The 18637-nt window shown below is 72.2% G+C and carries 19 protein-coding genes; 11 read left to right on the top strand and 8 right to left on the bottom strand.

Annotated features, from left to right (window positions below):
- Positions 1-50: 50 nt before the first annotated feature.
- The 7 genes from A6A25_RS35080 (at position 51) to A6A25_RS35050 (ending at position 4575) form a co-directional block, all read left to right on the top strand.
- Positions 51-758: a glycerophosphodiester phosphodiesterase family protein gene (locus tag A6A25_RS35080; RefSeq protein ID WP_073897597.1), complete on the top strand. Its 708-nt coding sequence runs from the start codon at positions 51-53 to the stop codon at positions 756-758.
- A 17-nt stretch (positions 759-775) separates the two neighbouring features.
- Positions 776-1723 carry a DUF5926 family protein gene (locus A6A25_RS35075; protein ID WP_073897595.1) on the top strand — a complete coding sequence of 316 codons (948 nt, stop codon included), beginning with the start codon at positions 776-778 and terminating at the stop codon, positions 1721-1723.
- 61 nt (positions 1724-1784) lie between these two features.
- Complete coding sequence (locus A6A25_RS35070; RefSeq protein WP_073897592.1) at positions 1785-2108, top strand: DUF952 domain-containing protein; 324 nt, start codon at positions 1785-1787, stop codon at positions 2106-2108.
- An 85-nt stretch (positions 2109-2193) separates the two neighbouring features.
- The gene (locus A6A25_RS35065) at positions 2194-2715 is read left to right on the top strand and encodes a SigE family RNA polymerase sigma factor (protein WP_073897590.1); all 522 of its coding nucleotides are present in this window, start codon (positions 2194-2196) and stop codon (positions 2713-2715) included.
- The gene (locus A6A25_RS35060; RefSeq protein ID WP_073897588.1) at positions 2712-3446 is read left to right on the top strand and encodes a hypothetical protein; all 735 of its coding nucleotides are present in this window, start codon (positions 2712-2714) and stop codon (positions 3444-3446) included. Before A6A25_RS35065 ends, A6A25_RS35060 begins: the two co-directional genes overlap by 4 nt.
- A complete protein-coding gene (locus A6A25_RS35055) occupies positions 3443-4033 on the top strand; it encodes a hypothetical protein (protein WP_073897586.1) in 591 nt (196 codons plus the stop codon). Before A6A25_RS35060 ends, A6A25_RS35055 begins: the two co-directional genes overlap by 4 nt.
- 38 nt (positions 4034-4071) lie before the next feature.
- Positions 4072-4575 carry a hypothetical protein gene (locus tag A6A25_RS35050; RefSeq protein ID WP_073897584.1) on the top strand — a complete coding sequence of 168 codons (504 nt, stop codon included), beginning with the start codon at positions 4072-4074 and terminating at the stop codon, positions 4573-4575.
- Positions 4576-4638: 63 nt separating this feature from the next.
- Here A6A25_RS35050 and A6A25_RS35045 read toward each other — a convergent pair whose 3' ends face one another.
- Together A6A25_RS35045 and A6A25_RS35040 are read right to left on the bottom strand one after the other, a co-directional pair.
- A complete protein-coding gene (locus A6A25_RS35045; protein WP_073897582.1) occupies positions 4639-5199 on the bottom strand; it encodes a ferritin in 561 nt (186 codons plus the stop codon).
- A 106-nt stretch (positions 5200-5305) separates the two neighbouring features.
- The gene (locus A6A25_RS35040; protein WP_073897580.1) at positions 5306-6553 is read right to left on the bottom strand and encodes an arginine deiminase; all 1248 of its coding nucleotides are present in this window, start codon (positions 6551-6553) and stop codon (positions 5306-5308) included.
- A 172-nt stretch (positions 6554-6725) separates the two neighbouring features.
- On the opposite strand from A6A25_RS35040, the gene A6A25_RS35035 reads away from it, so the two are divergent.
- Together A6A25_RS35035 and A6A25_RS35030 are read left to right on the top strand one after the other, a co-directional pair.
- Positions 6726-7112, top strand: coding sequence for a hypothetical protein (locus tag A6A25_RS35035; RefSeq protein WP_143193603.1), 387 nt, complete (start codon positions 6726-6728; stop codon positions 7110-7112).
- Between the two features lies 1 nt (position 7113).
- On the top strand, positions 7114-9195 hold the full coding sequence (locus tag A6A25_RS35030; RefSeq protein ID WP_073897576.1) for a caspase, EACC1-associated type: 2082 nt from the start codon (positions 7114-7116) through the stop codon (positions 9193-9195).
- A 17-nt stretch (positions 9196-9212) separates the two neighbouring features.
- On the opposite strand, the gene A6A25_RS35025 is transcribed toward A6A25_RS35030, so the two are convergent.
- Positions 9213-9977, bottom strand: a complete 765-nt coding sequence (locus A6A25_RS35025) for a CPBP family intramembrane glutamic endopeptidase (RefSeq protein ID WP_073897574.1) — start codon at positions 9975-9977, stop codon at positions 9213-9215.
- Between the two features lie 24 nt (positions 9978-10001).
- Entirely contained in the window at positions 10002-10763 is a 762-nt protein-coding gene (locus A6A25_RS35020; RefSeq protein ID WP_073897572.1) for a DUF2470 domain-containing protein, read from the bottom strand.
- A gap of 211 nt (positions 10764-10974) precedes the next feature.
- Here A6A25_RS35020 and A6A25_RS35015 point away from each other — a divergent pair, with 211 nt between their 5' ends.
- Together A6A25_RS35015 and A6A25_RS35010 are read left to right on the top strand one after the other, a co-directional pair.
- On the top strand, positions 10975-11448 hold the full coding sequence (locus A6A25_RS35015; RefSeq protein WP_241829079.1) for a hypothetical protein: 474 nt from the start codon (positions 10975-10977) through the stop codon (positions 11446-11448).
- Positions 11449-11507: 59 nt separating this feature from the next.
- Positions 11508-11972 carry a hypothetical protein gene (locus A6A25_RS35010; protein WP_143193602.1) on the top strand — a complete coding sequence of 155 codons (465 nt, stop codon included), beginning with the start codon at positions 11508-11510 and terminating at the stop codon, positions 11970-11972.
- Positions 11973-11979: 7 nt separating this feature from the next.
- Here A6A25_RS35010 and A6A25_RS35005 read toward each other — a convergent pair whose 3' ends face one another.
- From A6A25_RS35005 to A6A25_RS34990, 4 genes are all read right to left on the bottom strand, one after another.
- Entirely contained in the window at positions 11980-12939 is a 960-nt protein-coding gene (locus tag A6A25_RS35005) for a VWA domain-containing protein (protein WP_338013246.1), read from the bottom strand.
- 878 nt (positions 12940-13817) lie between these two features.
- Positions 13818-16028: a DUF5682 family protein gene (locus A6A25_RS35000; protein WP_073897566.1), complete on the bottom strand. Its 2211-nt coding sequence runs from the start codon at positions 16026-16028 to the stop codon at positions 13818-13820.
- Complete coding sequence (locus A6A25_RS34995) at positions 16028-17116, bottom strand: ATP-binding protein (RefSeq protein ID WP_073897564.1); 1089 nt, start codon at positions 17114-17116, stop codon at positions 16028-16030. Before A6A25_RS34995 ends, A6A25_RS35000 begins: the two co-directional genes overlap by 1 nt.
- Positions 17113-18540, bottom strand: a complete 1428-nt coding sequence (locus tag A6A25_RS34990) for a DUF5691 domain-containing protein (protein ID WP_073897562.1) — start codon at positions 18538-18540, stop codon at positions 17113-17115. The genes A6A25_RS34995 and A6A25_RS34990 overlap by 4 nt, the downstream gene beginning before the upstream one ends.
- Between the last annotated feature and the right edge of the window lie 97 nt (positions 18541-18637).

The raw sequence follows: 18637 nt of genomic DNA, 5'->3' as shown, positions 1-18637 counted from the left end.
TTTGTAGTCAGGTTGACCCGGTACGTGGTCCGCCAGGAGCATCCCTGGACGTGTCACCTGAAGTCGTCGCCCACCGAGGCGCGTCCACCCACCGCCCCGAGCACACGCTCGCCGCCTACGAACTGGCCCTGCGGCAGGGCGCCGACGGGCTGGAGTGCGACGTGCGGCTCACCAGGGACGGGCACCTCGTGTGCGTGCACGATCGCACGATCGACCGCACCAGCGGCGGCACGGGCGTGGTCAGCGCGATGACCCTGGACGAGCTGCGCCGGCACGACTTCGGCAGCTGGCACGGTGGCGAGCCGGCCGAGGTGCTGACCCTGGACGTGCTGCTCGGGCTCGCCGCGGACCACGGCAAGCGGCTGTTCATCGAGACCAAGCACCCGGTCCGGCACGGCGGCCGGGTGGAGCGCGGGCTCGCCGAGCAGTTGGACCGCCACAAGCTCGACGTGGTGATGATGTCGTTCTCCGTCTTCGCCGTGCACCGGTTCAAAAAGCTCAAGCCCGAGGTGCCCACGGTGCTGCTCTACGACCGGCTGTGGCCGACCACGAAACCCCACTTCGTGGACTACGCCGGACCGGGAGTTCACCTGCTCAGGCGTCACCCGGGCAGGGGTGAGGGTGCCTACGTGTGGACGGTGGACGACCCGGCCGACATCGCGTTGTGCCGGGAGCGTGGCGTGCGGTTCCTCGCCACCAACAACCCGGAGGAGACGCGCGAGCACCTTGCGGATAACTTGACGCCCGACCAGCCCTGAGACCGAGGAGGCGCGCGGTGGCGAAGCGGACAGCCGTGAAGAACAAGCCGGCGGACGGCGTCAACCCGCGGCAGCCGTGCCCGTGCGGCTCCGGCAAGCGCTACAAGGCGTGCCACGGCTCGGCGGGCGGCGCGGCGGACGTGATCGTCTCCCGGCCGTTCCAGGGCCTGGCGGCCGAGGCGGAGCTGATCGCGCTGCGCGAGTTCGTCCCCTCGGCGACGGTGAAGCTGCCGCTCAAGGACACCTCCGGGCGCGAGATCGTGCTGGCGACCGTGCTGCCGATGGCGGCGGCGGGCCTGGTGCGGGCGGACGGCACCGCGTTCGTCGGCCTGCAGGTGCAGACCCGGTCCGGCGACCTCAGCCGCGACCTGGCCCGCGCGGTCCAGTGGGCGCTGACCGCCAAGACCGGTGACGCCCTCGCGGTCGTCGGCCCGGACGACGGCTCGAACCCCGGTCGGCTGCAGGACCTGCTCGACCCCGAGGCCACGTTGAGCCCCGAGCTGCACGCCGACTTCGCGTGGTGGCTGCCGCCGGACAACGAGCCGTCCGGCGAGGTGGCGCTGTCCCTGGAGCGCGCCAACGCCGCGATCCTGCCCACCGAGCGCCTCGACGCGCCCGGTGTGGACGCCGCCTACTGGGTGGACGCGGGCGACAAGGCGCACCTGCGCTGGGTCCGCCCCGAGCCGGAGGAGGCGCTGCTCGCGGCGCTCGCCCGGCTGTCCGTGCGCGGCGAGCTGGACCTGGGCGAGGGTTCCCGGTACGCCGGTTCGTTCCGCGCGCACGGCCTGCTCGTCCCCGTCTGGGACCTGGACCGGGAGCTGCACTCCAGCGAGTGGGCACCGGACGCCGAGGCGCTGGGCAAGCGTTTGCAGGACTCCCTGACCAGCCTCGACGCCGAACCGCTCACCGAGCAGGAACGGCGGGCGCGGGACGGTCTGCGCGGGCGGCAGATCACCCTGCGCTGAACCTGTCCACAGGTATCCCCAGCTTTGTCCACAGGTACCTGTGGACAAGTGAGGAGGCGGAGTGATCCTGCGGATCAGCCCGAAGGCCGACTGGCGGCGTGCCCGCGAGGACGGCGCGATCCCGCTCGACCTCGACGGTTTCGTGCACTGCTCGGACCCGGGCACGGTGCACCTGCCCGCCAACCGCCTGTACCCGAACCGGCACGACCTCGTGCTGCTGGTGATCGATCCGGAGGGCCTGCCGGTGCTGTGGGAGCCGGGCGAGACCGAGGACGGCCCGTGGTTCCCGCACGTCTACGGGCCGATCCCGGCCGACGCGGTGGTGGCCGTGCACGAGTTCACCCCGGACGCCGACGGCGCGTTCCGGCCGTTGCCCGTTTTGTGACCTTGGTCTGAGGCAACCGACCACCCCCTTCGAGCGTGTCCTCTCCGACGGTGGCTGAGGGGCCATCGCCGGAGGGGGTTACGAGGTGACCGCGGTCTTGCCGGGGGAGAGAGCCACCGATCGTGGTGGGGGGACGACGGCGGACTTCGCCGATTTCGTGCGGATGTCGTTGCCGGGGCTGTTGCGCTACGGGCACGCGTTGACCGGCAACCCGCACGACGCGGGCGACCTGGTGCAGTCGGTGCTGGAGAAGGTCGGCGCGCGGTGGGCGGCGGTGCTGCGCAAGGGCGAGCCCCTGGCGTACGTGCGGCGGTCGATGGCGAACGCCAACACCAGCCGGTGGCGCCGTCGGCGGCGTGAGGACCTGGTGGCGGAGTTCCCGGACGCGGTCGCCGCGGCGGCGCACGACCGGCTGGAGCACGAGCCGCTGTGGCAGGCGTTGCGAGCGCTGCCGCCGCGTCAGCGCGCCGTGGTGGTGCTGCGCTTCTACGAGGGCCTGTCCGAGGCCGAGATCGCGCACACCCTCGGCGTGTCCGCGGGCACGGTCAAGAGTCAGAACAGCAAGGCGATGGCGACCTTGCGCGCACGACTGGGGGAGTCGGGGTGAACATCGAGGAGGAGCTGGGCCGGTTGCTGCAGGACGACCGGTTGAACGTGGTGGCCAGGCCGGACGCGACCGAGGTGGTCGTGGCGGGGGCGCGTCGGGTGCGGCGCCGGCGGACCGCGGTGGTGGGCGCGGTCACGGCGATCGCCCTGGTGGCGAGCGGGTGGGGGGTGACCGCGCTGGGTGGCTCGTTGAGCCTGCCGACCGTGGACCCGGCCGTGCTGCCGACCACCACCACGACCACGGCGCCGGCGGGTCCGGTGACGGTGACGGCGGCGCCGAGCACCGTGGTGGAGACGGTCACCGTGACCGTGACGCAGGGACCGCAGCGGCCGAACATCGGGTACGGCTCGGTGAAGTTCGGCATGACCGAGCAGGAGGTGGCGGCCACCGGCCTGGTGACCGCGGCGCCGGGGGGCGAATGCGTCGCGTTCAACTGGACGAGTGACCCCGGCACGGTGAACGCCGTGCTCGTGGCCCGTGGCCAGGGGGTCGTGCGGATCAAGTTGCCGTCGGACGGCAAGACGTCGACGGGGATCGGCGTCGGGGCGACGGTGGCGCAGCTGCAGGAGAAGTACCCGGCGGGGGAGCAGCACAGTCCGGGGTTCTACGACGTGCCCATGACGGGTGACGTCGGCTGGAAGTACGTCTTCGTGCTCGAGGCCGAGAAGGTCGTCGAGATCAGGATGCAGCGGCTCACCGCCGACTGCTGGGCTCAGGGGGAACAGCGATGAAGGTCATGGGTGTGGTGCTGGTGGTGGCGGGTCTGGCGCTGGTGGGGTGCACGGCCGAGCCGGACGCGTCGATCGGCACGGCGTCGGCCGCGACGACCACGACGACTTCGACCACGCCGCCGTCGAGCACGTCGGCTGTCGCGCCGAGCACCGTCACGGTGCGGTCGACGGTGACGAGCACCGTGCAGGAGACCGTGGTGGTGGACACGACGCCGGTGCTCAGCCACTCCGCGTTCGGCGCGATCAAGCTCGGCATGACCCGCGAGCAGCTCGTGGCGACCGGCCTGGTGGGGGAGCCGACGCTGCGGATCAGCGCGCAGTGCGACGTGTACCACTTCAAGTCCGGCAACGGCGCGGCGTGGATCCAGGACGGCCAGGGCCTCATGGCGATCAACGTGAAGTCCGGTGCGCGGACCGCCGAAGGGCTGCCGGTCGAGATCAGCCCGGCCGACCCGCGGCTGACGCAGACCTACCCGAGCGGTGAGAACGGGCCGAACGGCTACTCCGTGTGGGTGAACGACAACGTGTTCTACTTCTTCCAGGGCGGCACCACGCTCGCCCGTCGGGGTCAGGCCTGCTTCAACTGACCTCGGCCGCGGGCAGGGCAGTGGGAGAGGATGGGCCGATGAAGCCGGTCGTGCTGGCGGTCCTCCTGCTGCTCGCCGCCTGCGAGTCTTCGGCACCGCAGGCCGTGCCGCCCACCCCGGACGTCAGCGCGACGTCCGCGGCGGGCGGCACGGCCGTGCTCGACGAACGCGGCATCGGCGCGGTGCGGCTGGGCATGACGGCGGCCGAGCTGGAGGCGACCGGCGAGATCGGCGCCGACATCACCACCCCGGAGTTCTCCTGCGCGATCCGCGAGCTGAAGGCCGCGAAGGGTTGGGTCGGGATCCAGGACGGCGTGGCGGTGGAGATCCGGGTCGACGCGGGCGCCGGCACGCCGGAGGGCCTGCGCATCGGCGACTCGCGGGCCCGCATGCACGAGATCTACCCGGGCGTCGAGCAGTACCCGCACGGCTTCATCCGGCCGCTGGACGGCGAGACCGGCTACAAGTTCTTCTTCGAGAACGCGGGCGACACGCTCACCGGCATCGGCCTGGTGCGGGCCGACCGGGGTTGCCTGACCTGAAACGGCCGCGACGCCCGCCACCGGGGGAGGTGACGGGCGTCGTTCGCTGTCCGCGGTTCGGGTTTACAGGCTGCCGCCGGCGGCCCGGGGAGCGCCGCCGTCGGCTTCCTCGCCCACGGTCTCGCGGGTCAGGAAGTTCTCCACGTGGAACAGGTTGCCGTCGGCGCGGTCGATCACGGTGAGCAGCGTGCTCATCGACGCGACCTCCTCCACCTGTTCCTTCAAAAACCACTGGAGGAACTGCTCGCCGATGTAGTCGCCCTCGTCACGGGCGGTCTTCGCGAGCGTCACGATCTGCTCGGTGACCTTCTTCTCCTGCTCCAGCGCGAGCGCGACCGGCTCCCGCGGCGCGGTGAAGTCGTTGCGCACGTCATCCACCCCGGGAATGGCCACCGGCAGCCCGTTGTCCATCAGGTACTGCACGATCATCATGGCGTGGTTGCGCTCTTCCAACGCCTGCTTGTAGAAGTGCGACGCGAGGCGTGGCAGGTCGTTGCCGTCGAACCAGACCGCGATGGCCACGTACTGCTGCGAGGCCGTGAACTCGTTGCGCACCTGCTCCTGAAGCAGGCCGTGGAACTTCGAGGAACGCGCGGCGGAAATCTTCTTCAAGTTGACAGCCATACTCGCAGAATAACCGAAAGTGCGGTTTAATACACCGCAGGTAAGGCTTGCCAAGATGAGGAAAGGGTTACCGAATAAAGCTTAGGCAACCCTTTCCGTTGCGCATTCAGACCAGTGGCGCGCGGTCGATCGGGCACGACATGCAGCGCGGCCCGCCGCGGCCGGAGCCCAGTTCGGAGCCGCTGATCCGGATCACCTCGACGCCCGCCTCCTCCAGTCGCGCGTTCGTCTCCACGTTCCGCTCGTAGGCCACCACCAGGCCCGGTCCGACGGCGAGCGTGTTGTTGCCGTCGTCCCACTGCTCGCGTTCCGCGGTGACCGGGTCCAGGCCGGTGTCGATCACGCGCAGCCGGTCGATGCCCATCGCGTCGGCCGCCGCCTCCAGGAACGGCCGCCGGTCGTCGACCACGACACCGCCCGCGCCGTCGGACCGCACGGGGTAGGCGAACAGGTTGTCCCGCACCGCCGGGTACATCACCACGGCGTCCCGGTCGACCATCGTGCACACCGTGTCCAGGTGCATGGTCGCCCGCTCCTGCGTGATCGGCACCGCCAGCACGGTGTGCGCCAGGCCGTCGGCCAGCGCGGACCGGGCGAACGACTCGGCGCCCGCCGGCGTGGTCCGCTCGCCGACGCCGATCGCCAGCACGCCCGGTGCCAGCAGCAGCACGTCGCCGCCTTCGACCGGCGCGGAGTGCGCCCCGTAGGCGCGGCCGGTCTTGCGGAACCGCGGGTGGTAGGCGTAGATCAGGTCGGTCAGCGCGGTCTCCCGGTCGCGCGCGGGCAGCGCCAGCGACGTGATCGCGACCCGGTCGCCCACCCACACCGACGAGTCGCGGGTGAACAGCAGGTTCGGCAGCGGGTCTACCGCGAAGTCGATCGGGTGGTGCATCTTGCGCACCAGCGACGCGCCCTCGGCGGCGGGCAGCTCCTCGAACGTCATACCGGTCATCAGCGCGGTGGCCAGCTGGTCGGGGCTGATCGAGGCCAGGTGCGAGCGCAGCGCGTCGGCCAGGTCGATGCCCAGCCGCCGCTCGTTGACCGCGCTGTGGATGCCCGCGATCCGGGCCCGGTCGTCGTGCAGCGCGTCGACCAGCAGGTCCGCGAGCAGCAGTACCTCGACACCGCGCCCGCGCAGCAGTTCGGCGAACGCGTCGTGCTCCTCCTGGGCCCGGTCGACCCACGGCACCCCGTCGAACAGCAACTGGTCGTTGTTGCGCGGGGTGAGCCGCTTGAGCTCGGCGCCGGGACGGTGCAGCAGCACCGTGCGCAGGGGGCCGACTTCGCTGTCGACGCGGGGCGCCGGTGCCGGTTCGCCGTCGGTGGACGCGGTCTGGGCGATGTGCGCAGTCACGGCACCGAGGGTAACCCGAGGTCGGTCGGATCAGCAGCTCTGCGCGGCCCGTTCCAGCGAAACTCGATCGTATGATGGCCTTGGAACGGTGATTCGTTGCTTTGGCGTGCATTTAGACGTGTGAAGTGTTGCGTTGTGGAGTGGCCTGCCGGTCCGTCAAGGTGGTTGCGGGATGATCGTGTTCTACCGGGGAGGATCAGTGGCGGACTTCCACTTGTTCATCGACGCGCCCGACAACACCGCTTCGGCGACCGGCCAGTTGCTCCAAGAGCTGGTCAGGGGCGCGCGGGTCGACGCACGGCCCGCGCCGGCCGCGTCACCGGAGGGCTCGAAGAGCGGCGCGGGCGCGACCATCGCCGAACTCGTCCTCAACGGCGCGCTGCCCGCCGCGGTGGCCGGCGCCGTCGCGTCCGTGGTCGCGTCGTTCGTGCAGCGCGGCGGCGCCCGCAAGGTGACGATCAAGAACGGCGACGACGAGATCACCGTCGAGGGCGTGGACGCCCGCTCGCAGAAAGCGCTCCTGGAGGCGTGGCTGCGCGAGCACGAGAGCGAGGGGTGAGGTGGGCCGGCACGCCCTCCTCGTCGCCACCGGCGAGTACGAGGACGTGCGGCTGAGCAGGCTGCGCGCGCCCGAGCAGGACGTGGAACGGCTCGCCGCCGTGCTGGAGGACTCCGACGTCGGCGGGTTCACCACGGTCGAGGTGCTGCGGGACCGGGCCGACCACGAGATCCGCCGCGCGGTCGAGGACCTGCTCGCGCCGCGCGAAGCAGACGACCTGGTGCTGCTGTACTTCTCGTGCCACGGCCTGACCACGGCGGCACGACGGCTGTACTTCGCCGCTTCGAACACCGTGCAGGACCGGCCCGCGGGCACCGCCATACCCCGGTCGTTCCTCAACGAGCAGCTGGAGGACTGCCGGGCGTCCGGCCGGATCCTGCTGCTGGACTGCTGCTTCAGCGGCGCGTTCGTGGAGGGGTTCAAGGCGGCCGGGACGAGCGTGCTGGATGACGTCGGCACCGGGTACGTGGTGATGACCGCGTCCAACGCCTACGAGTACGCGTTCGAGCAGGACTCGCTGTCCCTGGACGCGCCGGTCGCGTCGCTGTTCACCGACGTGCTGATCGAAGGCCTCGCGGGCGGTGCGGCGGACCTCGACGGCGACGGGTGGATCGACGTCGACGAGCTGTTCAAGTACGCGCAGGCCGAGGTGCGCGGCCGGCGCCCCGACCAGACGCCGCAGTTCTTCGCGCACGGCTCGTCGCAGCCGCTGCGGATCGCGCGCGCCGGTGGCCCGCCCGGTCGCCGGCCCCGGGGCACGGCGTCGTACACGTCCGGTCAGCTGCTGGTGGCGCGCGGTTTCCGGGCCGCCGCCGAACCGGTGTGCCGGACGTTGGGGCCGATGGGGCGGCGGGCCGTGGTGTTCGTGGACCGGCGGCCGGTGGAGCTGGCCGACGCGTCGGCGATCGTGGCCGCGTTCCAGCCGGACGACCCCCGGAACTGGCTCGGCGCGGGGTACGTGCGCGACCTGGTGCTCCAGGTGCGGCGGGACGCCGGTGACGGCGCGGCGTCGGCGGTGGCCGTGGCGCGCGGCGCGATCGGCGGGCTGGTCGAGGCGATGCGCGACGGCCACAACCCGGTGCGGCTGATGCGCGGCGTCACGGCCGCCGCCGCCCGCGCGGACGAGCTGATCACCGACGCCTCGGTGCCGGTGAAGCCGGCGGACGTGCGGGTGGTGGCGACCGCCGCGGCGGGCGGCGCCGAGATCGGAGGCCTCGTCGCGGAGGTGGTCGGGAAGGCCGGGTCGGGTGCCCCGATCCTGGTGGAGGAGGGCCGGGGCATCAGGCTGGAGTACGAGGTCCGGTCGGGCCTGCGCCTGGCAAGTGGCTACGCGTCGAGCCTGTTCGTGACCGACGCGGAGCGGGACGAGGCGGTGCTGGTCGACGCGCGGGTGCTGCTGGTGACCGGACGCCTGCCCACCGGGATCCGCGCGGTGCTCCACAGGCACTTCGGCGTGGCCGGCTACGTGTTCGTGGTGTGCGAGGAGCTTCCGCACGATGCGCTCACCGAGTTGCTGCTGCCCGGCGTGCACAAGGTGCTCGCGGCCGTGACCGACTCCGACGAGCTGAACCGGCTGCACGCGACGGTGGGCGGCACGATCCTCGACGCGGACCTGCTGCAGACGGCGAACCCGCACTCGTTCGGTCGGGCGACGAAGGTCGTGGCCACGTCCCGGGAAACCCTGGTGTACGGCGGCCTCCCGCAGGGTGACACCACGGCGGGGTCGATCAGCGGTGACACGAAAGCGGGCTTGATCCGTGTCCCCGCCGCCGATCTGCCGAAGGTGGAGCGCGCTGTGCGTGCCGTGCGCAGTGCCGCACACGAGGGCGTACTACGCGGCGGTGGTGTGGGCTTGGCCGACCTGGGCGCTCGGCTGGCGTCGGACGCCACCGGTACCGCGGAGGAGATCGCCGGCTGGCAGGCCTTCGCCGCCGCCCTGGCAGAACCGGCCCGCCGCATCGCCGAGAACGCCGCCGTGACCGTCGCCGACCTGGACCCCGACCTGCTCGACTCGGCGGGCGTCGCCCGCACCGTCGTCACCGCCGCCGCCCACACCACCTCCCGCTTCCTCCTGGTCCACTGACCCCGCGTGTCCCGCGTTCAGGGCAACCAGGACACGTGACCGCGCAACAGCGTGTAACCGACGAACGCGACCACGTCGAGCAGCGCGTGCGCCACCACCAGCACCCACAACCGGTTCGTCCGCTGCCAGACCTTGCCGAACACCAGGCCCATCACCACGTTCCCGATGAACCCGCCGAAACCCTGGTACAGGTGGTACGAGCCGCGCAGCACCGCGCTGGCCAGCAACGCCGTGTTCTCCCGCCACCCGAGCTGCCGCAGCCGGGTGATGAAGTACCCGACCACCAGCACCTCCTCCGCCCACGCGTTGCCGATCGCGGCCAGCACCAGCACCACGGCGCGCCACCACGACTCGTCCAACGTGGACGGCAACACCGCCAGGTTCAGCCCCAGGTTCCACGCGACCAGGTAGAACACCAGCCCCGGGATGCCGATCACGGCGGCCAACCCGAGGCTGCCCAGAGCGTCCGGCCCGATCCGGGTGCGGTCCAGGCCCAACGCCTTCAACTTGATCCCGCCCTGCCACAGCAGGTACAGCCCCAAACCGCCCCACGCGGCCAACTGCACCACGCTGAGCAGCTGCGCGATCAGGTCCAACAGGTCGAACCGCGCCCGCGGGACGTTGATCGCGACCTTCTGCTCGTTGAGCGGAACCGGGTCCAGCAGGCTGTCCAACAGCCGCACCAGGCTCCGCACCCCGGACAACCCGAGCGTCACGGCGAAGACGAGCAGCAGTTCCAGCCGGTAGCCGCGCCGCGTCCGGGCGTCGAGGTCTTCGATCACGCCCCTACGTTAACCGCGCCCACGTCACCGGCGTTGCGCCAGGAACGGGCAACCCATCAGGCGACGCAGCTCCACCGCCAGCTCCTGCGCCGTGCCCACCGGGCGGGAGAACGCGATCCGCACGTCGTGATCGGAATCCGACATCTCCACCCGCAGCCGCAGCCCCAGCCGGTCCAAGCCGAGCGGACGGACGTGACCGCCCCTCAGGTCGGCAGGCAGGTGCTGCGCGAGCAAGCCCACCACGTCCCGGTGCGACAGCTCCAGGTGACGCAGCCAGTGGTCCTCGTGCGCGGCGAACGGGTCCGGCTCCGCCTGCGCGAACAGCTCCGGCCGCAACGACGTGGTGCCCTCCGCGTCCGCCACCACCAGCGACGCCGGCGACAACCGCAACGCCGACGCGCCGTGCCCGACGTCGAGCAGCCGCGGGTCCGGGCGAGCCTCGGCGACCAGGACAGCGGCCTCGCGGGCTTGTTCGGCGGTGAGCGCGCGCAACCAACCGGTGATCCACAACAGGCCGCGCACCGGCTCGCGCAGCTGCACCGGCGCCTGGTCGGCGACTTCCAGCATCGCGGTCAGCTCCGCCCGGCGGGCCGCCTCGACCAGCGGGTGCTCGTCGGGCAGCACGATCGTCGCCTCACCGTCCGGGTGGACGTGGTGCAGCACCGGGGTGATCCGGTTCTCCGTGCCGTCGGACGGCAGCAGCGCCGCGCGCCCACCCCGGGCGGCGATCGTGCGGGCCCGCTCCGCCGGCAGCGGCGCCGGCGGTCGACGTGTCGTCTCGTTCACCCGCTCACCTCCAACTTAGGGCAGCCTAACTTGATGGAGGCCGGTGGCGGTAGTCCCACGACCGGCTTACCCGGCTTTTTGTGCGCGGGAACCGTCGACGCAGGTTAGAGGTCGGGGACACGGACGCGGAACGGTCCGGTTGGCCGATTCGGTCCACCCCGCGTTCGTCGTAACCTTGGCTCGATCTGGGCGCGCCTGGCGGAGGTGGCTCGTGGTCGTGCCGAACAAGCCGTCCACCCGGGGTGCGGCACTCGACGACCGGTGGACCCGGTACTGCCTGGAGATCGCCGGCCGGCGCGCGTTCGGCTGGGTCGTCGTCGGCGCACTCGCGTTCGTGCTGCAACTCGCCCTGATCTTCGTGTTCACCGTGACGTCCGCACTGCCGCTCGTGCTGCTGCTGTTCTCCGTGCTCGTCCTCGGGTACGGGCTCAGGCGACGCCGACCGTTCACCGAAGTGCTCGGCGACCACGCGTGGGTCTACGTCCGCATCCACTGGCGCGGCGGACTGCTCGTCGTGCACGGCACCCGACCGCTGGTGCTCGACGTGAGCGCCGGACCCGTCGCCCGCGGCCGGATCAACCGGCACCGGCGGGCGTGGGTCGTCGCACCCGACCGCGCCGGGAACACCGTCGTCACGTTCCGCGGCGTGCCGAAGCTGTTCCCGGCGAAGGTCGTCCGCCGCTGAGTTTGCTGATCATCTATTCGGCTACCCAGGGGAGAACTTCTGGTTTGCTGGGAGCAGTGGTGGGCGAAGCCTGGGTCGACAAGTGCCTGACCAGCGCGGACCGCCGCGCCGTCGGGTTCATCGGGCTGGCCCTGTTCGCCTTGCTCACGCTGTGGGTCGTGTCGGAGTGGACCGGGTCGCGATGGGTGTTCCTGCTCATCCCGCTGTGCGTCGAACTCGCCGTGCCCGGACTGCGGCACTTCTTCTCCCGGCGCGCGCTGCGCCGACTGCTCGACACCTACCCACGGCACCCCGTGTCAGTGCACTTCGTGCCAGGGCGCACCCGCGTCGGACGGCAGACGTACCTGGAGACAGCCGACTCCGACCGCACGTTCCTGCGCCTCGCCGAGGTCCCCGAACGGGTCCGCGAGAACATCCGCCGCGGCGGCCGCGTCTGGCTGGCCGGACCCGACCCGCGCGGCCGTGCGGCGGTCCTCACCCGCGGCGCGCCGTTCATGACCCTCGGCCGCATCGTCATCCGCTGAGGGGCGCTCACCGGCCGACCGGGATGCCGCTCTGCTCCGCCCACGCCGCGACGTCCTCCCGGCGCAACGCCGTGGCCAGCAGATCGGGAAACCGGTCCGGCGTGCAGGCGAACGCGGGCGCTCCGAGCTCCGACAACTTGGCCGCCAACTCGTGGTCGTAGGCGGGCGTGCCGCTGTCGGACAACGCCAGCAGCACCACCACCGTCACCCCGCTCTGCACCAACTCCCGCACCCGCCGCTGCAACTCCCGCGCCACACCGCCCTCGTACAGGTCGCTGATCAGCACCATCACCGTGTCGGTGGGGCGGCGGACCAACGACTGGCCGTAGGCGACGGCGCGGTTGATGTCCGTTCCGCCGCCCAGCTGCGTGGAGAACAGCAGGTCGACCGGGTCCTTCAGCTGCTCGGTCAGGTCGACCACCTCGGTGTCGAACACGACCAGCTTCGTGTCCACGGCCTTCAACGAGGCCAGCGAGGCGCCGAGGACGGCGGAGTACACGACGGACTCCGCCATCGAACCGGACTGGTCGACCAGCAGGACCACGTCCCGCAGCGAGGCCTGGCGACTGCGCCGGCTGTTGCCGACCAGGTCCTGCACGACCACCGTGCCCTGGTCGGGCTGGTAGTGGCGCAGGTTCTTCCGGATCGTCCGATTCCAGTCCACATCGGACAGCCGTGGCCGACTGGTGCGGCGGGACCGGTCGATCGCACCGTGCACGGCAGCCAGGAGGCGGTCGGCGAGCTTGCGCTCGATGTCCTCCACCACCTTGCGCACCACCGCGCGTGCCGTCTCGCGGGTGCGTTCGGGGATGGCGTGGGACAGCGAGACCAACGTCCCGACCAGGCTCACATCCGGCTCCACGCTGGACAGCAACTCGGGTTCCAGCAACAACTGCCGCAACCCCAACCGCTCCACCGCGTCCTTCTGCATCACTTGGACGACCGAACTGGGGAAGTACGTGCGCACGTCGCCCAACCACCGGTGCAACACCGGCGACGACCCACCCAACCCCGCACTGCGTTTACCGCCGGCCTCCACCGGCTCCCCACCGCCGTACAACCCGGTCAGCGCCGCATCCCGCCGCAGATCATCATCCCCAAGCCCACCAAGATCCCCCGCCGCCCCACCCAACAACAACCGCCACCGCCGCTGCCTCTCAACCGCGCTATCCTGCGTCACGCGAACCACCGCCCTCCCGGCCCACCCCAGGCCCTCTGTCACACCATCGGGTGATCATCACCCCAAGATGTACGGAAACACTGTTACCGCCCCTCGGTTAAAACATGAGGAGCCCCGCCAACCACCACCCACATCCACCCCCCACCCCGCCACCCCAACGACCCCACCCCGGCCCGCCCCCGGCTCGGCCCGCCCCGTCCGACCCTCGCCCGCAGCCGGCCCTCTCGCCCTCGCACACGGCCACGCCTTGCAGCCGTGCCCACTCGACGCGACCGCCCGCCAAGCCCCCGGAGCCCGCCACCGGCTGCCACCCGATCCCCCGGACCCGCGCCGCCCAGCCGCGTGACGCCCGGCCCTGCGCAAGCCACTCCGCCCCGGCCCAGATCGCCGCCCATGCACTGCGACCGCCGCTTCCGGCACACCGCGCCTGGACCCCGCACCGCGCCTGGACCCCGCACCGCGCCTGGACCCCGCACCGCGCCTGGACCCCGCACCGCGCCTGGACCCCGCACCGCGCCTGGACCCCGCACCGCGCCTGGACCCCGCACCGCGCCTGGACCCCGCACCGCGCTTGGACCCCGCACCGCGATCGAGCCCCGCCCCGCACCCGCGCGGCCACCCGCCCGCCCCTGCCCGCGTGTCACGCGCCCGCCCCTGCCCGCGTGTCACGCGCCCGCTCCCGCGCTCGCGCCAAGCAGGTCGCGCACGTGGCCGACGAGCCGAGCCGCGAGTTCCTCGTCCCAATCGCCCGACGCCACCGCACCGCCGGCCGTCGTGCCCTTGACCCGGTCGCCGAGCATGCGGCGCTCCGCCGGGCTGAAATCGCCCACCGCGCGCCGCAGGAGTGGCAGAGCGGCGGCGAAATCGTTGCCCGACAAGCCGGACAGCCACTCGTCCACGACGGCGAACAGGCGCGGATCGGCGGTGAGCAGGGCGGCTGAGCCGCGCAGGAAGCCCGCCACGAACGCCGTCGCGCCGGCGGCCAGCGACACCGCGCGGTGCAGGCGGGTGGCCACTTCGTCGGAGTCCAGGACGCCCGTTTCCCACAGCAGCCGGGTCGCGCGGCCGGTTGGCAGGCCGTGGGCGTCGGGCATCGCGACCAGCGACTTCAGCGCACGCCGCCACGTGTCGCGGTGCTCGTCGTCGGCCGCCAGGCGGACCGCGTCGTCCGCGCCCTCGACCGCCCGGACCGCACGTTCCGCCGTGTCCTCGTCCACCCCGCGGCACGCCAGCGGCAGGCCGACCGCGCCGCGCGCCAACAACCCGTGCAGCGCAACGCGAAGCAGCTCAGGGTCCGTGCCACGCACCGAGCCGTAACGCACAGTGGTCGCGAGGTCCGGCAGGGCCGACAGCAGTTCCAGCGCGTCGGTCGCGGCGGCGGCGCAGCGGTCCAGCGCCCGGCGGGACGCGGCGACGGCCTCCGGGATCTCGCACCCCACCGCCTGGCTCAGGGTTTCGGCGGCGTCGACCACGCGGGTGGCCCCCGCCGCACGGGCGATCAGCACGGTCCGCGCGGCCGCCTCGACCGTGGTGCCGTGCCGGGCGGCGACGGCCAGCGCGACCGCGAACTCCGGCCGCCAGTGCAACTGCCACGCCTCGGCGAACGTGCCCAACGTCCTGGTCGTGTCCGGCGTGCCCCACGGCACGTCGAGAACCACCAAGCGCCGCAACAACTTCGACCGTTCACGATCGGTGTCCTTGCGCAGGTCCAAGCGCACCGGCTTGACGGACGCACCGGCCGGCATCCGCAACCGCCGCTGCCACCGCGCCAGATCCGCCGCCAGCGGTGAAGTCGGGACATCCTCACCCACCTCGCCCAACCGCTCACCGACCACCAACTGCTCGTGCACCAGGCGGAGCGGCGTCGCGTCACCCCCGCACAACACCGCCAGCGTCGCCTCCATCACCTCCGACAACCCCGGCGACGGCCGCCCCCGCATCGCGGCCAACGCGTCCGCCAGCCGCACCGCCTCCACCGCACTCGCCGTCGACGCGGGCAAGTCCTCCGCCCGCAACACCCCGCAAGCCTTCGCGAACCAGCGCGGCACGGCGTCACCGCGTTCGGCGCACTCCCACAGGTGCGCATACCACCCGGGCGAAGCGACCCCCGCGCCATAACCGGACGACGCCGCCAGCCTGCCGTGGCTCCACGGCACCCAAGTGCCGGAAATCTTCTTCCGCGGCAAGCCCTTCAGAGCCGCGGCATCGACCGACGCGGGCGGCAGGGTGCGCAGCGCGGGCACATGCCAAGCCCCAGCCACCACCGCGATCGAACCCTCGACGTCCTTCAACGCCTGCCGCACGTTCTGCCGCATCGCGGCTTCCCGCCGCAACGTGCGGGCGTCCACCTGATCGGCGAACTCCTCCCGCAACGCACCCATCGCCTCCGCCACCGCCTCGGCCAGGTCACGTGGGTCGGTGTGGTGCTCGACCACGTCCTCCCACCAGCGCTCCGGGTCGTCGAAACCCGCCGCCTCGGCCAGCGTGCCGAGCGGGTCGACCGCCGCCTTCGGCACGTCGTCAGCGGGAACCGGTTCGGGATCGTCCAGCGAAGCCGCGGCCGGCAGGTCGAAGAACCGCACCGGAACGCCGTTGGCCCGCGCCCACGTCATCGCCCGCCACTCCGGCGAGAACTCCGCGAACGGCCAGAACGCGGCCCGTGCCGGCTCCGCCTCGTCGTGCAGCAGCAACGCCACCGGCGGCGTCAAGCTCGGCACGTGCGGCAACAAGGCATCACCCTCCGGGGGACCCTCGATCAGCACCACCTCCGGTCGCACCGCCTCCAGCGCCGCCGCGACCATGCGCGCCGAACCCGGACCGTGATGCCGGATACCGAGCAACGTCACCCGATCAGGCAACGGCTGTTCGCGCGCCATCAGCCCACCATGTCCTGGCAAGCCCGGTACAGGTCACGCCACTCGGCGCGTTCCTTCACCACCGCCTCCAGGTACTCCTGCCACGCCGCCGTGTCCGACACGCGGTCCTTCACCACCGCGCCGAGCAGCCCGGACGCCAACTCGTCCGCGGTGATCGTGCCGCTGCCGAAGTGCCCGGCCAACGCCATGCCGCTGGTCACCACCGAGATCGCCTCAGCCGTGGAGAGGCTGCCGCTCGGCTTCTTCAGCTGCGTGCGTCCGTCCACAGTGGAGCCATTGCGCAGCTCGCGGAAGATCCGCACCACCCGGCGCACCTCCTCCAACGCCGGCGGCTCGGCGGGCAACTGCAACGCCCGGCCCAGCTGGGCGGCACGCGCCGACACGATCTCCACCTCGTCGTCCTCGGTCGCGGGCGGCGGCAGCACGACGGTGTTGAAGCGGCGGGCGAGCGCCGACGACATCTGGTTGACGCCCCGGTCCCGGTCGTTCGCGGTGGCGATCACGGTGAACCCGGGCACGGCCTGCACCTGGATCCCCAGCTCCGGCACCGGCAACGTCTTCTCGGACAGGATCGTGATGAACGAGTCCTGCACCTCGGCGGGCATCCGGGTCAGCTCCTCCACCCGCACGACCGCGCCCTCGCGCATCCCCGTCATCACCGGGCTCGCCACGATCGCCGCCTCCGACGGCCCCTCGGCGATCAGCCGGGCGTAGTTCCAGCCGTAGCGGACCTGGTCCTCGCCCGTGCCCGCGGTGCCCTGCACGACCAGCATCGAGTTGCCGCTCACGGCCGCCGCGATGTGCTCCGACAGCCACGACTTCGCCGTGCCCGGCACGCCGACCAGCAGCAACGCCCGGTCGGTGACCAGCGTGCCGACCGCGACCTCGACCAGCCGCCGGTCGCCGACGTACTTCGGCGTGATCACCGTGCCGTCCGGCAGCCTGCCGCCGAGCACGTAGGTGACCACCGCCTGCGGCGACATCCGCCAGCGCGGCGGGCGAGGCCGGTCGTCCGCCGCCGCCAAGGCCGCGAGCTCGGCGGCGTACTGCTGTTCCGCGGCGGGCCGCAGCACGGATTCGGTGGTCACTGGCTTTCCTCCCGGTGGTTGAACGCCTCGCGCAGCTGCATGCGCAGGCGCAGGACGTCGAGTTCGACGGTGTGCTCGGGCCAGCGCTCGGTGATGCGGGCCCAGTTCGCGCCGAGGACCTCGGCATCGCCCCTGGCCAGCAGCACCGCCGGCGGACGGCCGGCGCGCCACCTCGGGTCGCGCATCCCGGCGTAGCGGTCGAGCAGGTCCGCGGTGGCCCGCGCGCTCCACGGCGCCGGCAGCTGCGAACACGCGTGGTCGAGCAGGTCGTAGTTCCACTGCCGCGACACCTCGACCACGGTGCGCGCGGCCAGGTCGGCGGGCAGGCCGCCGAGCATCTCCAACTGCTCCATGCCGGTCAACGACCGGGTCGCCGCGACCGCCCACGGCCGGGCGTCGTCCGCGAGCTTCAGGTTGTGCGCCACGCCGCGCAGCAACGCACTCGCCCACGGTCCGCGGGCCAGTTCGGTGGCCGCGCCCTCGTCGTCGGTGTTCAGCCGGCTGGTCCAGTGCTGGGGCGGCACGCTCGCCGCCGCGCCGCGCAACCGGCCCGCGACCCCCGCCTCGGAACCGTCTTTCAGCAGGTCACGGGCCTCGTCCGGCTCGGGCGCGGTGTCCGCCCACAGCTCGTCGTTCTGCACGTCGAAACCGTCCGCGGTCAGCCACAGGCCGCGGTGCAGGCGTTCGGCGGCGCGTTCGGCCAGGGCGGACGTGGGCAGCGTGCGCAGCAGCCGCAACGCCTCGTCGTGCACGCCGATGGCGCGGTCGTCCAACGCGCGTTCGAGGAGCGGTTCGTCGTCCGGGCCGAGGTTCGCTTCCAGGGCGCTGATCAGCACTTGGCGGTCCGTGGCACGGCGTTGGACCTCGAATTGCGCGGCCAGGAACGCGCGTGTCTTCGCCGGATCCTGGTTGCGCGCGCGGCGCAACGCGGCGAGCCGCGACGTGCCGGGCAGGTCAAGGGCCTCGTCGAGGTCGACCTCCTCCGCGACCACGCCGGTCGCGGCCCACGCCCAGGCCGGTCGGATGCCCGCCAGCCACCGCCCGCGGGCACCGAGGACGGCGGACACGGCAGGGCGCAGGCCGGGGTGGGCGGTGCCCAGGCCCAGCAGCGCGGGCAGGTCGCGGTGGTCGGCGACGCCTCGGGCCGCCTTGGCCATGCCGCACCACTCCGTCAGCAGCACCTGGTCGTCCAGGGCCAGGATCTGGACCAGCACGGACCTGGCGGCGGGGTGGACGCGCACGTCGTCGGACGCGGAGGCGGTGGGGAGCGGCGGGGTGTCGACCGGTGGCGGGAGTTGGGCGCCGTGTGCGGCGACTCCCAGGGCGGCGACGCGGTCCAGCAGGGCCGACGGTGTCGTGCCCGCGCGGTGTGCGCCTACCAGGGCCGCTTGGACGGCCTCGTCCCATTCGGCTTGGAGGGTCATGGCCGGCCACCGGTGTGGGTGGTGGTGTCGGTCGGGGTGGTCGTGGGCTGGTGGTTGGCGGCGGGTCGGGGTTGGTGGGTCGCGGTTCCTCGTATGC

The organism is Saccharothrix sp. CB00851 (genome assembly GCF_001905065.1).
In the GTDB taxonomy this organism is placed as follows: Bacteria; Actinomycetota; Actinomycetes; order Mycobacteriales; family Pseudonocardiaceae; genus Actinosynnema.
The sequence above is the reverse complement of the archived record's forward strand: the minus strand, read 5'-3'. Positions and strand labels throughout refer to the sequence as shown.

Coding starts and splice junctions, on each gene's coding strand:
- A6A25_RS35055 (WP_073897586.1), top strand. CDS start 3,443: ATGAAGGTCATGGGTGTGGTGCTGGTGGTGGCGGGTCTGGCGCTGGTG.
- A6A25_RS35050 (WP_073897584.1), top strand. CDS start 4,072: ATGAAGCCGGTCGTGCTGGCGGTCCTCCTGCTGCTCGCCGCCTGCGAG.
- A6A25_RS35045 (WP_073897582.1), bottom strand. CDS start 5,199: ATGGCTGTCAACTTGAAGAAGATTTCCGCCGCGCGTTCCTCGAAGTTC.
- A6A25_RS35035 (WP_143193603.1), top strand. CDS start 6,726: ATGATCGTGTTCTACCGGGGAGGATCAGTGGCGGACTTCCACTTGTTC.
- A6A25_RS35000 (WP_073897566.1), bottom strand. CDS start 16,028: ATGGCGCGCGAACAGCCGTTGCCTGATCGGGTGACGTTGCTCGGTATC.
- A6A25_RS34990 (WP_073897562.1), bottom strand. CDS start 18,540: ATGACCCTCCAAGCCGAATGGGACGAGGCCGTCCAAGCGGCCCTGGTA.